We start from the raw sequence: 15,338 nt of genomic DNA on the forward strand, positions 1-15,338 counted from the left end.
GCCTGCAGGCAGCCTTTTTTATTTGGATAGGGTGTCCGAAATTGATGCACCCGTGTCGTTACCGCTTTTCCTTGTCAAAGCGTTGACGCTATACTATAATGAGCAAAGATATTTGAGGCAGACATGCATTTCCGAAATTGGACTTTGCGGTGTTCGGGATGAAGGAGGAGCTTTACGGTGAGTTTACGCTATCTGACAGCAGGAGAAACACATGGTCCACAGTTGACGGCGATTATTGAGGGGCTGCCGAGCAACCTACAGCTTGATTTCGAAGAATTGAATTTTCAATTGCATCGCAGGCAGAAGGGGCATGGCCGCGGCCGCCGCATGCAAATCGAGAAAGATACCGCAGACGTTGTCGGCGGCGTTCGTCATGGCAAAACGACCGGAGCACCGGTTGCGCTTGTCGTAGTGAACAACGACTGGAAGCATTGGACGACGGTTATGAATGTCGAACCGATCGAGGGCAGCGACGAAGAGAAACGCCGCGTGCATCGTCCCCGTCCGGGACATGCGGATTTGAACGGCGGATTGAAATATAATTTGAAGGATCTTCGCAACGTACTGGAGCGCTCGAGCGCCCGCGAAACGGCAGCCCGCGTTGCAGTCGGTGCGGTAGCCCGCCAGTTTCTAGCCGCATTCGGCATTAAAGTCGGCGGGCAAGTCATCCGAATCGGCGAGATCGAAGCGCCGGCGAACAACTTGCCGCTCGATGAGCTAATTGAGCGAACGGAAGCATCTTCGGTGCGTGTCGTCGATCAGGAGACGGAAGCGAAGATGACGGCATATATCGATCAAATCAAAGCCGAAGGCGACTCCATTGGAGGCATCGTCGAGTGCATCGTGGAAGGCGTACCGATCGGACTCGGCAGCCATGTTCAATACGATCGCAAGCTGGACGGCCGTATTGCGCAAGCGGTCATGTCCATCAATGCGTTTAAAGGCTGTGAAATCGGCATTGGTTTCGAAGCAGGTACAATTCGCGGATCACAGGTTCATGATGAGATTATGTACAGCGAAGAACGCGGCTATTACCGAGCAACGAACCGTTTGGGCGGGTTTGAAGGCGGCATGACGAACGGTGAGCAGATCGTCGTGCGCGGCGTAATGAAGCCGATTCCGACACTGTACAAACCGCTTCAAAGCGTAGATATCGACACGAAAGAACCGTTCACCGCGCAAGTGGAGCGTTCCGACAGCTGCGCTGTTCCAGCGGCAAGTGTCGTAATGGAGCATGTCGTAGCCTGGGAAGTAGCGAAGGCGTTCCTTGAGAAATTCGGAGGCGATTCCATGGAAGAGATCCGGGCGAACTACAACAACTATCTTGAACAGCTGAGGAGCTACTAATGAGCGGCTGCCGTGAGCTGACCGTCGAGCTAGGCGAACGTTCATATCCCATCTACATTGGCGAAGGCTTGCTGGATGAGGCCGGACGTTTGTTCGAGAAGCACGGAATCAGCAAGAAATCACCGCTGCTTGTCATAACGGATGCCAATGTGGCTGAGCGCCATTTGAACCATCTGGAATCCGTTCTGACGGCTTCCGGATTTATGCACGCAAGCGTCGTCATACCGGCAGGCGAGAGCTCCAAGTCACTGGAACAGTTGGAGAAGCTTGTAGGAGCTGCGCTTGAGCGCGGACTTGATCGCAAATCAGCCGTCGTGGCGCTCGGCGGAGGCGTCGTCGGCGATTTGGCCGGTTTTGTCGCCGCTTCCTATATGCGCGGCATCAAATTCGTCCAAGTGCCGACAACCATTCTAGCGCATGACAGCAGCGTAGGCGGCAAAGTTGCGGTGAATCATCCGCTGGCCAAGAACATCATCGGCGCATTTCATCAGCCGGAGCTTGTCTTGTATGATTTGAAGACACTCCAAACGCTGCCTGATCGCGAAGTGAAAGCCGGCTTGTCTGAAGTTGTCAAGCATGGCTTGATCTGGGACGCGGAATTTGTAGCTTGGTGCGATGAGCACGCGGATCAACTGCTTGCGCTGGATGCGGAAGCACTCGGTTATGCGCTCTACAAAGGCTGTAGCGTGAAAGCGGCCGTCGTATCGAAGGATGAGCGCGAGAACGATCTTCGTGCGATTCTCAATCTGGGCCATACCATAGGTCATGCGCTGGAGGCGGTTGCCGGCTACGGCGAGCTGCTGCACGGCGAAGCGATATCGATCGGCATGGTAGGCTCTGCTTTGGTGGCCGTAAGGCTTGGCGCACCAGAAGAGATCTATCACGTGACGAAGCGTGTTCTCTCCAGTGTCGGTTTGCCCGTTCGCTTGCCGATTCATCTGGATACCGATGAAATTATGCGCGCGATGATGCATGACAAGAAATTTCTTGAAGGCTCGATTACATTTATCGTTCCTACCGCGGTCGGGAAGGTCGAGATTAATAAATCCGTATCCACATCATTAATTCGAGAGATCGTGGAACAATTGAAACAGGAGGCCGTCTAGGATGAGTGTACGGGGAATACGCGGCGCCATTACGGTAGAAGTAAACGAAGAACAGCCCATTCTGCAAGCAACCGTTGAATTGTTGAACGGTATCGTAAGTGCAAACGGCATTGTTCCAGGCGATATCGCGAGTGTATTTGTAACAGTTACAGGCGATCTGGATGCAACATTTCCCGCTAGGGCGATCCGGGCCATGAGCGGATGGGATCTCGTTCCGTTGATGTGCGCGCTGGAAGTGCCTGTAAAAGGAAGCTTGGAGAAATGCATTCGATTGATGGTCCTCGTGAACACGGATCTGACTCAGGAACAAGTCGAGCATATTTATTTAGGCGGAGCCAGAGCGCTGCGTCCTGATTTATCCAAGGCCTAATTTTACCAATTACAAATCTGCGTCTCCATATGGATTGACGAATGCATTTATGCTGGTGTATAGTGATTTCATACTTGATGGATGAGCAGAGAAGAGCAGAGTAGCGGTTTGTTAGAAGAGATGAGTAGAGCTGAGATGAGTAGGCCATTAGTTGTGAAGAAATGCATGATTATTTCAGTGTATAGAGACATGTCTCTGTGTACTGCTTATTTTCCTGTATCTTCATTCAACTCTCATTTTCCATCTTCTGACATGAACACTCCTGCTGCGGCAGGAGTTTTTTTATTTTCCACTAGAGGAGAGATTGAGTATGAATCAGGAGCTGCAAGGAATTATTCGATTGTCCAGCACGTACAACCTCATTCCGATCGTACGGCATGTGATGGCAGATACCGAGACACCGATCCGGATATTTCAGCATTTCTATCGTGAGCGCCGCGCGTTCCTGCTTGAGAGCGTAGAGGGTGGGGTTAAATGGGCAAGATATTCCTTTATCGGCACTGATCCGTTCATGCTCATTCGCGGGAAGAACGGCGAGATGGTCATTGAGCGGAACGGAGAAGAAACGGTTCTTCGCGAGAAACCGATCGAGCTCCTGAAGGCGCATCTGCGTTCATACCGCAGTCCATCGCTGCCGGAGCTGCCGCCATTTACTGGCGGCGCGATTGGGTTTTTCGGTTATGATCTGCTTCAATATTACGAGAAGCTTCCGGCACACCGCATTGATGATTTGCAAATGAACGATCTGCAATTCATGTTCTGCGACCAAGTCATCGTATTTGATCACTTTAAGCAGCAGGTGCAGGTGATCGGCAACATTCATATTCCCGAGGCGGCGACGGACAGCGATATTCAAGCTGTATACGAGCGTACGCTGCAGAAGATCGAGGCTACGATCGAACGGCTTCAGCAGCCGCTGCCGTCGACGATCATGACAAAAGGAAGCATTCCGATCGATCCGGAGCTTGGCGATGTGCAGTCTAACCAGACGAAGGAGCAGTTCCTCAGCAACGTGGAGAAATCCAAGGAATACATACGTGCAGGGGACATCTTCCAAGTTGTACTGTCGCAGCGCTTCAGCATCGAAACGGAAGTGGACCCGCTTCATGTGTACCGCGTTCTGCGCATGATGAATCCATCGCCGTATATGTATTATCTCAAGATGGACGATGAAGTCATCGTCGGTACCTCGCCGGAAGCGCTCGTGAAAGTAGACGGGGAGCGTGTCGAGACGCGTCCAATCGCTGGAACGCGGCCTCGGGGCAAAACGCCGGAGCAGGATTTGGCGCTGGAGAAGGAGCTGCTGGCGGACGAGAAGGAACGCGCCGAGCATCTAATGCTGGTAGACCTCGGGCGCAACGACATCGGGCGCGTATCGGAATTCGGCACCGTTCGCTGCGACTCCTATATGGAAATCGAGCGCTACTCGCACGTCATGCACATCGTGTCGAACGTCTCCGGCAAGCTGCGGGAAGACAAGGACTTCTTCGATGCCTTCGTATCCTGCATGCCAGCGGGAACCGTATCGGGCGCACCTAAGCTTCGGGCGATGGAAATTATCGCAGAGCTCGAGAATGAAGCGCGCGGCGCATACGCCGGAGCGATCGGTTATCTGGGCTTTGGCGGCAGCTTGAATACGTGCATTACGATCCGAACGATTATTTTCAAGAATGGCAAAGCTTACGTGCAAGCCGGGGCAGGCATCGTATGGGATTCCATTCCGGAGAATGAGTATATGGAAACCGTTAATAAAGCGATGGCATCGCTCAAAGCCGTTCGTGCGGCGGAAGCGGCCTTTGCCGTGCAAGAACGCGGCACGAGTATGATCAATATGGACTATTATGCGGATGCGAAAGGGTGATCGGGATGGCAGTAACGAATGATATCATGACGATGCAGCGTGCGCTGAATCAGATTATCGGCGGTACCGACTTATCCCGTGAGGAAGCCCGGAGCGTCATGGAAATTATTATGAGCGGCGAAGCAAGCGGCGCTCAGATCGGATCTGTCGTAACGGCTTTGCGGATGAAGGGCGAAACGAGAGACGAAATTACCGGTTTCGCGGAAGCGATGCGCGCATGCTCCAACCACGTCTCTACGGAACGGAACGGGCTGCTCGATACCTGCGGAACAGGCGGCTCCGGCATTCATAAATTTAACATCTCGACCGCTTCGGCCATCATCGCGGCAGCAGCAGGAGTACGGGTTGCCAAGCATGGAAACCGTGCCATGTCGGGAAAATCCGGCAGTGCCGACACGCTGGAAGCTCTAGGCGTTAACATTACGCTGACGGCTGATCAGGCGGCTCGCTGCCTCGATGCAATCGGCATCTGCTTTATGTTCGCCCAGCTGTACCATCCGTCGTTGAAGCATGCTGCGGGTCCGCGCCGGGAGATTGGCATCCGGACGATTTTCAATATGCTAGGCCCGCTGACGAACCCAGCAGGCGCTGACCGCCAATTGCTCGGCATCTACGACCGTACGCGCACGGAGACCATCGCTTCCGTACTGGGTGATTTGGGTCTCAAGCGTGCCATGGTGGTCAGCAGCTTCGACGGTTTGGATGAAATCAGCATCTCGTCACCGACGCAAATTTCCGAACTGAAAGACGGCATTGTCCGCACGTACGAAATTACGCCTCAGGAACTCGGGCTGGGTACCCATCCGCTGAGCGAGGTAATCGGCGGCGATGCAGCAGAGAATGCACGCATCATTCATGCGATTTTGAGCGGAGCGGATAACGGCGCTTATCGGGATATCGTGCTTGCGAATGCAGGTGCCTGCATTTTCGTAGGCGGAGCAGCGAGTACGCTTCGCGCTGGCGTTGATATGGCCAGAACAGTAATTGATTCCGGGAAAGCTGCATCCAAGCTTCGGCAGCTGATTGAAACGACAGGAGAGTTGAGCCATGTTTCTTGATAAAATCGTAGCTTCCAAGCGTAAAGAAGTGGATGATCTAGCCCTAAATTTCTCCTTGCCCGTCATTGAACGCCAGATCGCGGAGCTTCCGCCCTGCCGCGGCTTTGAGTCCGCGCTTGCTGGCCGAACGAACCGCCAGATCGGTCTTATTGCCGAAGTGAAGAAGGCATCGCCATCCAAGGGACTCATCCGCCCGGATTTTGACCCGGTAATGTTGGCACGCACGTATGAGCAGGCTGGTGCGGACTGCATATCCGTGCTGACGGACGAAGATTATTTCCAAGGAAAGAATGAATATTTGACGGCCGTTTCCGGTGCGGTCAAGCTGCCGCTTCTTCGGAAGGATTTTACGATCGATTACCGTCAAATCTATGAAGCGCGGCTGATCGGCGCGGACGCGATTCTGCTTATTGCAGCGATTCTTCGTCCTTCCAAGCTAGCCGAATATTATGATATTGCCAAATCGATCGGACTCGACGTGCTCGTTGAAGTCCATGACGAGGAAGAGATGGAAGCCGTTCTCGGTCTAAGCAAAGCCTCGCTCATCGGCATCAACAACCGTAATCTGCACACGTTCGTAACCGATATTACGACAACAGAACGTCTGATCGGTCTTTTGCCGGCAGGCGTAACGGTGATCAGCGAAAGCTCAATCGCCGCTCCGAGCGACATTGAATTCGTGAAAGCCAGCGGGGCGAAAGGCGTTCTTGTCGGCGAGTTCTTCATGCGTCAGCCGGATGTCGGCGCAGCGGTAGAGCAGCTGATGGGACCGGTGACAATCTAATGCAGCCAGCGCGCGTCAAAATATGCGGCCTGCGCGATGCGGCAACCATTCGGGAGATGAACGGCCTGCCTCTCAATGAGATTGGATTCATATTCGCGAAGAGCCGGCGTCAAGTGTCGCCTGCGCTGGGTGCGGAGCTTATTGCCGAAGCTCGGCAGCTGCGCGGTCAAGACGGAAATATTCCACGAACGGTCGGGGTATTCGTCAATCCAACGCTCGAAGAGCTTGAAGCTACGCTGGCGGTTGCTTCGCTTGACGTCGTTCAGCTTCATGGCGAGGAGCCGCCGGTATTTTGCGATACGGTGCGCCGTAAATTCGGCGTGAATGTCTGGAAAGTATTCTCCGTGACGGATAACGATGTCGCGGATGCCGGATCGGCTGGGCCAGATCGGCTGGAACCGTTCAGCGGATGCGTAGATGCTTTTCTAATTGATACGGCTGGCGGGGGAACCGGCAAAACCTTTGCATGGCAGGTGATTGATCGGTACATGGCAGCGGCGGCGGCTATTGGCGTACCGCTCTATGTGGCTGGCGGCTTAGATCCGGATAATGTTCAGGAATTATTGTCCGAGTACTCACCTAACGGCGTCGATGTATCAAGCGGCGTGGAAACAGAAGGTACGAAAGATATCAGCAAGATCAAACTTTTTACGGAAAGGGTGAGAGGCGTATGAATCAATTACCGGACGAAAACGGGCGCTTCGGGAAATTCGGCGGACGTTATGTGCCCGAGACGCTCATGAACGCACTGCTGGAGTTGGAAGAAGCGTATAAACACTATTCGAAGGATCCGGCGTTTAACGAGGAAGTTCGTTACTTATTAACCAAATATTCGGGCCGCCCGACTTCTCTTTATTATGCACAACGCTTATCGGAGCAGCTCGGCGGAGCGCGAATTTACTTAAAGCGCGAGGATTTGAACCATACCGGCGCACATAAAATCAATAACACGATCGGTCAAGGCGTATTGGCGAAGCGTATGGGCAAAACCAAGATTATCGCTGAAACCGGGGCCGGTCAGCACGGCGTCGCTTCTGCCACCGTCGCTGCGCTGCTCGGCTTGGAGTGCAAAGTGTTCATGGGTGAAGAGGATATGAAGCGGCAGGAGCTTAATGTATTCCGTATGAAGCTGCTTGGTGCGGAGGTCATTCCGGTCATGTCAGGTACTCGTACATTGAAGGACGCCTGCAATGAAACGCTTCGTTATTGGGTCAGCCACGTTGACGATACGTATTACATTTTGGGTTCCGTTACGGGACCGCATCCTTATCCGATGATGGTTCGTGACTTCCAGCGGATCATCGGCGATGAGTCCAGGGAGCAGATTCAGAAGGAAGCCGGTCGTCTCCCAGACTATGTCGTAGCTGCAGTCGGCGGCGGAAGCAACGGAATCGGCATGTTCTACCCGTTCATCGGGGACGAGCATGTTCAGCTGATTGGCGTTGAAGCAGCCGGTCGGGGCGTCGATACGGACGAGCACGCGGCAACGATGACGAAAGGCCGCCATGGCGTGTTCCAAGGCTCGCTAAGCTACGTCCTTCAGGATGAATACGGCCAGGTTCAACCGGCGCATTCCATATCCGCAGGTTTGGATTATCCGGGTATCGGGCCCGAGCATGCCTACTTGAAAGATTCCAAGCGCGCGACCTACCTGCCGATTACGGATACGGAAGCTCTAGAAGCGCTGCAGCTGCTGTCGCGCACGGAAGGAATTATCCCGGCATTGGAATCCGCGCATGCCATTGCGCAAGTGCAGAAGCTCGCGCCAACGCTGGACAAAGACCAAATCATCGTCGTTAGCCTATCCGGCCGCGGCGACAAGGACGTTCAAGCCATTATGGGCTATCTCGAAGGAGGTGCAGGCCAGCATGGGCATTAATGCGATCGATGCTTCGTTCCAACGGCTTCGCGCCGAAGGCAAAACTGCGCTTATACCGTTTCTGACAATGGGGGATCCCGACCTGGCAACCTCTGTCGAAATCATTCAAACACTCGAACAAGCGGGCGCGGATATGATTGAGCTGGGCGTACCGTATTCGGATCCGCTGGCTGACGGTCCGGTGATTCAGCGCGCTTCCGAGCGTGCGCTTGGCCATGGCCGCGTAACGCTTGAGGATTGTATCCAAGTGGCGGAGAACGCCCGTCAAGCCGGCGTCAAGCTGCCATTTATCCTGTTCACCTACTACAATCCTATTCTGCAGCTTGGCCTGCAGCGGTTCTTCAAGCTCGTCACGGCTAAGGGCATCAGCGGCCTTATCGTTCCGGATCTTCCAATCGAAGAGGATGCTGAGTTGAGAGAGATGGCCGAGCAGGCCGGCATTCATTTAATTCCGCTCGTGGCACCGACGTCCAACGACAGAGTCGTGCGCATTGCAGCGAAAGCCCGAGGCTTTGTGTACTGCGTGTCTTCACTTGGCGTAACGGGCGTCCGAGCGGATTTCCACCAAGGCATCGATGAATTTCTCTCTACGGTCCGCGGCGCGACCGACACGCCGATCGCGGTTGGCTTCGGCATCTCGAGCCGCGAGCAGGTCGAGCGCTTCAGCAAACAGGCCGACGGCGTTATCGTCGGAAGCGCCATCGTTCGCAAGATCGAAGAGGTTGTTCCGCTGCTGCAGTCGCCAAGCTCGAAACAAGAAGGACTTGCGCAAATTCATGCCTTTGTCAGCGCGTTGAAAGGCTAATGCTACGAAACGCTGCGATCGAACCTTCGGCTGGTCTACGGACCTCCGAAGGTTTTTTATTAAGGTCAATGACTGGCAGCTGCTGGCATCCAATTGCTTTTGCACATAAAAGCTTAAAAGCGTGAAAGAAAATACGGCGAAGCCCTTTTAAAGAGGGTCGTTTTATGAGAGAATGTTGAAACAAGGTTTGAAGCTTTGAAACACATTCACGAGGTGATTAAGAATGCAACCGAAACAAACTATTGTTAACCTGCCAGTCTATCAACCAGGCAAACCAATCGATGAAGTCAAGCGCGAACTGGGCTTGAAGGACGTCATTAAGCTGGCTTCTAACGAGAATCCGTTCGGATCCTCTGAGCATGCTAAGGCAGCGATTAAGCATGAATTGGAACAGATCAGCATCTATCCAGACAGCTTCAGCACGGAATTGGCGGGCGCCGTGGCTGATTATTTAAGCGTTGAACGTAACCAGCTCATCTTCGGCGCAGGCTCCGATGAAGTCATTCTCATGCTGGCTCGCGCGTTCCTGTCTCCAGGGGACGAAACGATCATGGCGGACGAAACATTCTCGCAGTATAAGCATAATGCCGTAATCGAAGGCGCAACGACCGTCGAAGTGCCGCTTAAGGAGGGCACGCACGACCTGGATGCGATGCTGGCGAAAATAACGGATCGTACCAAAATCATCTGGGTGTGCAATCCGAATAACCCGACGGGCACGATTGTTCGCGAAGACGAGCTGGCTGCCTTCGTTCGTCAAGTACCGGATAACATCATTGTTGCATTGGACGAGGCGTATTATGAATACGTTACAGATGAGGAATATCCCGACAGCCTGTCCTTGCTCAAGAATTTCAAGAACGTCATCCTGCTTCGTACATTCTCCAAAATATACGGCCTGGCATCGCTTCGCATCGGCTATGGCGTTGGCCACCCGGATTTGATTCGTATGGTCAATCAAGTGCGCGAGCCGTTCAATACAACCCGTTTTGCGCAAGCTGCGGCCGTGGCATCTCTTGCAGATACTGATTTCTTGAACAGCTGCCGCGCGCGTAACGCGGAAGGGAAAGCTTACCTGTACGGTCAATTCGACCGCCTGGGGCTCCGTTATTACGAAGCGCACGGCAACTTCATTATGGTCGACGTGAAGCTTGAGTCCGGTAAAGCCTTCGACGGCCTGCTGCGGAGAGGGATCATCTCTCGTGCGCGTTGGAAGCATCATCCGACTTATATTCGCATTACGATCGGCAGCCAGGAGCAGAACGAAGCATTTGTCGCCGCACTGGAAGCTGTTCTCGTTGAAGCGGCGGTGCTAGGTTAATATCATGACAAAAATTGCGATATTCGGCGTCGGCTTAATCGGCGGCTCGCTCGCGCTTTGTTTCAAAGGCAAGCCCGGGATCACGGTCGTTGGTCATTCCGTACGTGAATCATCCGCAGCCAAATACGTAGAGAGAGGCGTCGTCGATTACGCGACGACGTCTCTTCGCGAGGCGGCCGAAGGCGCGGATTTTATTTTCCTTTGCGTACCCGTCGGGTCGCTTGAGCAATACGTTAATGATTTGAGCCAGTTGGACTTGAAGCCGGGCTGTATCATTACGGATGTAGGCAGCACCAAAGCATCTGTAGCGGCTTCCGCGCGGCAAGCGAGACTGGGGGAAGCCGTGTTCATCGGCGGTCATCCCATGGCGGGTTCGGAGCGATCCGGCGTCGAAGCCGCTTCGCTGTATTTATTCGAGAATGCCTTCTATGTCTTGACGCCCGAAGCAGGAACGCCGCAATCTTATATCGACAAGCTGACGGATCTGCTTGCATACACCAAGGCGCACATCGTGCATGTACGGCCTGACGAGCATGATGAAATCGTTGGCGCAATCAGCCATTTGCCTCATATTATTGCCGTTGCGCTCGTCAATCTTGTTCGCGGCTACAGCGAAAACAATTCTCTGTACGCAGTTCTTGCGGCAGGGGGATTCCGAGACATTACGCGCATTGCGTCAAGCGAGCCGGTCGTGTGGCGGGATATACTTGTGAACAATCGGACCGTACTGCTGCAGCTGCTCTCGGAATGGCAGGCCGGCACGAGCGCATTTATCGATATGCTCCAGAACGAGAACGGAGACGCAATTGAGCAAGCATTCAAGGAATCCGGTCAATTCCGCAGCCAGCTGCCGGAACGCCGCAAAGGCATGATTCATTCCGTTTACGAATGCTACATCGATGTGCCCGACCATCCCGGCATCATTGGCCATGTGGCAACAGAGCTCGGGAACGATACGATCAATTTAAGCAATATCCAAATCATCGAAAGCCGGGAGGACGTTCCGGGCGTGCTGAGGCTCAGCTTCAGAACCCAGGAGGATTTGGATCGCGCCGTTAGAAAATTAGGGGAAATTGGATATTCTGTTCATTTTTAGAAAGCAGCAGCCATTTTGAAAACGCTTATTGACAAAATGAAAACGTATACATATAATAAAAGTACAGTATGGTTTCTCTCCACTCCTATCCAAATCCATCGCAAATTTTTGCGGGGCCGCCTTTATAGGCGGTCTTTTTTTGTTCATTTATGAAACTTTTCATTCCGTAATTTCGTCTACGAAAGTGGCCGCGCCGCATGTCCTGTTTTCTTTGTAAAACTTTTACCCAAATCAGATTTGCGTCATGCTATAATTGCTGTAGTTTTTGTAAAAAAGTGGGATAGACAAAACATGTCGAAAGAAGCAGGAATTTGGTCACATCTCACGAATTATATGATTACCCACAATATGACCATTTTTTTATTATACCCGCGCAACTTTTTCCTCTTGGTTCGGTACAATAAATAACCGATCCGGGAGCACTCCTAAGGCCAAGGAGGGTCGCCCGCGATGACGGATTCCCAGCTTATCCGCGAAATAAAAGATGGCAATATACAGCTGTATTCGGAATTAATGCGGCGCTACCAACGTAAAATCCTAGCCTTTATCTACCACATGTTAAAGAGCGCCAAGCTTGAGCTGCTGGCAGAGGATTTATGCTCGGAAACCTTTTACAAAGCGTACCGCAGCCTGCATTCATTCCGGGAAGTAGATGCTTCCTTCTCAACATGGCTGTACACCATAGCAAGAAATACGGTACTCAGCGAGCTGCGCAAGCAGAAAGCAGGCAATGTATCCTTCGACGAGGTCGGCTTCACACCGATTGCACCGCCGGAAGCTGTTCCAGAACAGCGTCTTCTGCAAAGCGAGCGGATGTCGATGGTTCGCGAAGCGATCAATAGCCTGCCGGAGAAACAGCGTTCCGCACTAATTTTACGCGAATATGACCAGTTGGATTATCAGGAAATTGCTAATATTCTCGGTCAAACCGTAAGCTCAGTGAAGTCGCTCCTTTTCCGGGCCCGCAGCAGCGTGAAAGTGCAGCTAGAACCGTATTTTGGCGAATCGCCCATGCTGGAGGAGTACGAGGGGATGAAGATACGATGAATTGCCAGAATGTGCAGCAAACGTTCGGAGCGTATTGGGATTTAGCAGAGGATGACAGCGAACGTCAAGCCGTTGATGAGCATCTTCAAACCTGTGAGCGATGCAGGGAGGAGTTTCAGATATGGGAAGAAAGCGAGCAGTTGATTCGTTTCTTCTCCGAAGATTCCGTCGAGCTTGGACCGGTTGATCATGTGAATCATGGAGTCATGGACCGCATATACTCGGAACAGTCCTGGTTTATGCCAATCGCCAGCCGAAGATATCACTTCACGAAGTCCTTCCGTCGTAACGTTACGATAATAATGGCATTTTGTCTGGCGATGTTTGTCGTCGGCTTGTTTTATTTACTGACCTCTACGAACGATTCTTCTTCCGTAGAAGTCGCCAAGCTGACAGGACTTATTGAAACAGCCAATGCGGCTAGCGATAATTCCGTCATAAGCGCCGATTTCTATGCCGACGTGCCGGTTGCGAGCATTAGCGATCCTATTGTGCTGAATATTGTGCCTGCCGTTCCACAATACTATGTGGCATTATCTGTACTTGGCATTATTATGACGCTGCTCATCTTGAATTGGTTCTCAAGAACACGCAATTGACGAAGCAGGATACATATCGTAGAGAGACTCCAGTACTTCGCTGGAGATTTTTCGTTGGAAGAGGGTCGTGAGGCGTGCGGATCGGACTTATTCGCCATGGCAAAACAGATTGGAATGCACTAGGCAAAATCCAAGGACAAACGGATATTCCTCTTAATACTGAAGGCATTCGGCAAGCCCAAGCGCTTGCCCGCCGTCTCGTGCATGAGCCGATGAAGTGGGATGCCGTCATCTCCAGTGATTTGAAGCGGGCCCTTCAAACGGCGGAGATTCTCGCCGGGGCACTTGGTATTCCGCTTCTAGCACCTGATGAGCGGCTCCGGGAACGCTTCTATGGTAAAGTCGAAGGTACAACGGAACAAGAGCGGCTGCAGCGCTGGGGCACCGAATGGAAGCAGCAAGCGCTCGATCAGGAAACCGATGATGCGCTTCGTTCTCGAGCGTTATCGTTTGTCGAGGAAGCCGCCGCCGCAGTCCCGGCGAAGCAGTTGTTAGTGGTCACCCATGGCAGCTTGCTGGCGCAGCTGCTGCAGGCCATGTGCAGTGAATTAACAGATAAGCCGATTCACAATCTGTCCTTCTCGATTATGGAACGCGAAGCCTCGGGATGGACGCCGCTGCTTCACAATTGCACGCTTCATCTGGAGCGTGTGCAGCATTAACAATCCAAGGACTAATTGAAGTCGTTTACTCGCGTATATGCGGGTAATCGGCTTTTTTTGTGTATCCAGGTTATAAAATCCGTCAATGTTCCCATAATGGTAGTAAACCTGCAAGAGGGACCGGGGAACGGAGGGCGGCATATGAAATTAGCGGACATGCTCAGCTATGCAGATATCGGTCAACTGAGCCGTATTGCTTCAACCTATCAATGCGAATGCAATGGAAATTCGAAGAATGATTTGATTCAGTCGATATTAACAACGGTTAATCGCAGGGACGTGTTCGAAGCGCAAATCGGCGCTATGAAGTTGGAGGATTTGAGATTTATCAATTCCCTCTTATTTGATGCAAGAGACGCCTTCAGCTTGGAGGAATTAATTGCCCGCGTGCAGCAAAGCAAGTTCGGTGAGTCGCCGGATGAGTCGCAAGTAGTACTGGGTTCCGTTCAAACAACAGCCGAGGAGCCTGGAACAGCCAAGAAAAGCCGTGCAGCTAAGAAAACGACGACCAAGACAGCTGCCAAACCAAAAGCGTCTAAGGAAAAGCCGGCACCTGTCTATGGACCACGCGACACGATATCACGTTTTAAGCAGTATGGTTGGCTGTTTAATGGTTATGCTGGTCCCGAACGGTACCTGTTCCAAGTACCGAGCGATCTGAAGGAACGTTTCAAGGAATCGATGGAGCGCCGGCTGGCATCGGAAGTGATTTATTCGAGAGACGAGCCTCATGCTTACCGCGACGAACAGATGCTTATCGGGGAAGATGTTTCGCAGCTGCTTACCTATATTAATCAGAATGTGGTCGCGCTCACGACCGATGGTACGATGTATAAACGGACGCTGCTGCAGCTGCTCGAGCTATTCGGTGTGAAAGAGCCGCTTCCAGGCAAAGGTGAATGGCGGTTCGGCTATGGACGCAAGATCAAAGATTATCCAAGCAGGCTGTCGCTTATCTATGACTATTGCTATTACAAGGGCTGGATCGCAGAGCACAACGAGATTTTGGAGCTGACGCCTGCAGGCAAGGAGCGACAAGCCCAGCAGAGGCCGGAACCGCCGGATAAGCTGTACCAATTCTGGCTGCGCCTCTATAAAGGGCCGATTCCCAACATACGCGCACTGGTGCACTGGATCGACAAGCTTGGCAGCAAATGGGTGCAGGCCGATACGATTTTGCACACATTAACACCTTACGTCAAACCTTTCTATTATGATCAGGCGGAAACGATTTTGGAGCAGCGGTTGATTGGCATGATGCTGCATCTAGGATTGCTTCGCATAGGCGAGCATGCAGAGCATGGACAAGTCATTCGAATGACGCCGCTCGGACGAACGATTGTCTCGGGATTAAGCTTGGATGACGAGGCGATTGTATTGAACAGTTAATCCTTAGGCAACGG

General features: G+C 52.5%; 15 protein-coding genes. All 15 read left to right on the plus strand.

What is annotated here, in order from left to right; all coding sequences use genetic code 11:
* The first annotated feature begins 177 nt into the window (after positions 1 to 177).
* Positions 178 to 1,347 (plus strand): chorismate synthase, encoded by a 1,170-nt coding sequence (gene aroC, locus KXU80_RS01435; protein WP_219836539.1) that lies wholly within the window; start codon positions 178 to 180, stop codon positions 1,345 to 1,347.
* Entirely contained in the window at positions 1,347 to 2,453 is a 1,107-nt protein-coding gene (aroB, locus tag KXU80_RS01440) for a 3-dehydroquinate synthase (RefSeq protein ID WP_219836540.1), read from the plus strand. Before aroC ends, aroB begins: the two co-directional genes overlap by 1 nt.
* A gap of 1 nt (position 2,454) precedes the next feature.
* The gene (aroH, locus tag KXU80_RS01445; protein WP_219836541.1) at positions 2,455 to 2,823 is read left to right on the plus strand and encodes a chorismate mutase; all 369 of its coding nucleotides are present in this window, start codon (positions 2,455 to 2,457) and stop codon (positions 2,821 to 2,823) included.
* A gap of 310 nt (positions 2,824 to 3,133) precedes the next feature.
* A complete protein-coding gene (gene trpE, locus KXU80_RS01450; protein ID WP_219836542.1) occupies positions 3,134 to 4,684 on the plus strand; it encodes an anthranilate synthase component I in 1,551 nt (516 codons plus the stop codon).
* Positions 4,685 to 4,689: 5 nt separating this feature from the next.
* On the plus strand, positions 4,690 to 5,742 hold the full coding sequence (gene trpD / locus KXU80_RS01455) for an anthranilate phosphoribosyltransferase (protein WP_219836543.1): 1,053 nt from the start codon (positions 4,690 to 4,692) through the stop codon (positions 5,740 to 5,742).
* Positions 5,732 to 6,526: an indole-3-glycerol phosphate synthase TrpC gene (gene trpC, locus KXU80_RS01460; protein WP_219836544.1), complete on the plus strand. Its 795-nt coding sequence runs from the start codon at positions 5,732 to 5,734 to the stop codon at positions 6,524 to 6,526. The genes trpD and trpC overlap by 11 nt, the downstream gene beginning before the upstream one ends.
* Positions 6,526 to 7,200 carry a phosphoribosylanthranilate isomerase gene (locus KXU80_RS01465; protein ID WP_219836545.1) on the plus strand — a complete coding sequence of 225 codons (675 nt, stop codon included), beginning with the start codon at positions 6,526 to 6,528 and terminating at the stop codon, positions 7,198 to 7,200. Before trpC ends, KXU80_RS01465 begins: the two co-directional genes overlap by 1 nt.
* Complete coding sequence (gene trpB / locus KXU80_RS01470) at positions 7,197 to 8,405, plus strand: tryptophan synthase subunit beta (protein ID WP_219836546.1); 1,209 nt, start codon at positions 7,197 to 7,199, stop codon at positions 8,403 to 8,405. Before KXU80_RS01465 ends, trpB begins: the two co-directional genes overlap by 4 nt.
* Positions 8,401 to 9,210, plus strand: a complete 810-nt coding sequence (trpA, locus tag KXU80_RS01475; protein ID WP_219838811.1) for a tryptophan synthase subunit alpha — start codon at positions 8,401 to 8,403, stop codon at positions 9,208 to 9,210. The genes trpB and trpA overlap by 5 nt, the downstream gene beginning before the upstream one ends.
* 223 nt (positions 9,211 to 9,433) lie before the next feature.
* Positions 9,434 to 10,531: a histidinol-phosphate transaminase gene (gene hisC, locus KXU80_RS01480; protein WP_219836547.1), complete on the plus strand. Its 1,098-nt coding sequence runs from the start codon at positions 9,434 to 9,436 to the stop codon at positions 10,529 to 10,531.
* A gap of 4 nt (positions 10,532 to 10,535) precedes the next feature.
* Positions 10,536 to 11,627 (plus strand): prephenate dehydrogenase, encoded by a 1,092-nt coding sequence (locus tag KXU80_RS01485; protein ID WP_219836548.1) that lies wholly within the window; start codon positions 10,536 to 10,538, stop codon positions 11,625 to 11,627.
* 450 nt (positions 11,628 to 12,077) lie between these two features.
* A complete protein-coding gene (locus KXU80_RS01490) occupies positions 12,078 to 12,674 on the plus strand; it encodes an RNA polymerase sigma factor (protein WP_219836549.1) in 597 nt (198 codons plus the stop codon).
* Positions 12,671 to 13,273, plus strand: coding sequence for an anti-sigma factor family protein (locus KXU80_RS01495; protein ID WP_219836550.1), 603 nt, complete (start codon positions 12,671 to 12,673; stop codon positions 13,271 to 13,273). The genes KXU80_RS01490 and KXU80_RS01495 overlap by 4 nt, the downstream gene beginning before the upstream one ends.
* Positions 13,274 to 13,347: 74 nt before the next feature.
* Positions 13,348 to 13,935 carry a histidine phosphatase family protein gene (locus KXU80_RS01500; protein WP_219836551.1) on the plus strand — a complete coding sequence of 196 codons (588 nt, stop codon included), beginning with the start codon at positions 13,348 to 13,350 and terminating at the stop codon, positions 13,933 to 13,935.
* A gap of 141 nt (positions 13,936 to 14,076) precedes the next feature.
* On the plus strand, positions 14,077 to 15,324 hold the full coding sequence (locus KXU80_RS01505) for a hypothetical protein (protein WP_219836552.1): 1,248 nt from the start codon (positions 14,077 to 14,079) through the stop codon (positions 15,322 to 15,324).
* Positions 15,325 to 15,338 lie beyond the last annotated feature (14 nt).

This window comes from Paenibacillus sp. R14(2021) (assembly GCF_019431355.1).
Taxonomy (GTDB): Bacteria; Bacillota; Bacilli; order Paenibacillales; family Paenibacillaceae; genus Paenibacillus_Z.

Bases quoted from the DNA above. Each gene is read 5' to 3' on its own strand.
- aroB (WP_219836540.1), top strand. From the start codon at position 1,347: ATGAGCGGCTGCCGTGAGCTGACCGTCGAGCTAGGCGAACGTTCATAT.
- aroH (WP_219836541.1), top strand. From the start codon at position 2,455: ATGAGTGTACGGGGAATACGCGGCGCCATTACGGTAGAAGTAAACGAA.
- trpE (WP_219836542.1), top strand. From the start codon at position 3,134: ATGAATCAGGAGCTGCAAGGAATTATTCGATTGTCCAGCACGTACAAC.
- trpD (WP_219836543.1), top strand. From the start codon at position 4,690: ATGGCAGTAACGAATGATATCATGACGATGCAGCGTGCGCTGAATCAG.
- trpC (WP_219836544.1), top strand. From the start codon at position 5,732: ATGTTTCTTGATAAAATCGTAGCTTCCAAGCGTAAAGAAGTGGATGAT.
- KXU80_RS01465 (WP_219836545.1), top strand. From the start codon at position 6,526: ATGCAGCCAGCGCGCGTCAAAATATGCGGCCTGCGCGATGCGGCAACC.
- trpB (WP_219836546.1), top strand. From the start codon at position 7,197: ATGAATCAATTACCGGACGAAAACGGGCGCTTCGGGAAATTCGGCGGA.
- hisC (WP_219836547.1), top strand. From the start codon at position 9,434: ATGCAACCGAAACAAACTATTGTTAACCTGCCAGTCTATCAACCAGGC.
- KXU80_RS01485 (WP_219836548.1), top strand. From the start codon at position 10,536: ATGACAAAAATTGCGATATTCGGCGTCGGCTTAATCGGCGGCTCGCTC.
- KXU80_RS01490 (WP_219836549.1), top strand. From the start codon at position 12,078: ATGACGGATTCCCAGCTTATCCGCGAAATAAAAGATGGCAATATACAG.
- KXU80_RS01495 (WP_219836550.1), top strand. From the start codon at position 12,671: ATGAATTGCCAGAATGTGCAGCAAACGTTCGGAGCGTATTGGGATTTA.
- KXU80_RS01505 (WP_219836552.1), top strand. From the start codon at position 14,077: ATGAAATTAGCGGACATGCTCAGCTATGCAGATATCGGTCAACTGAGC.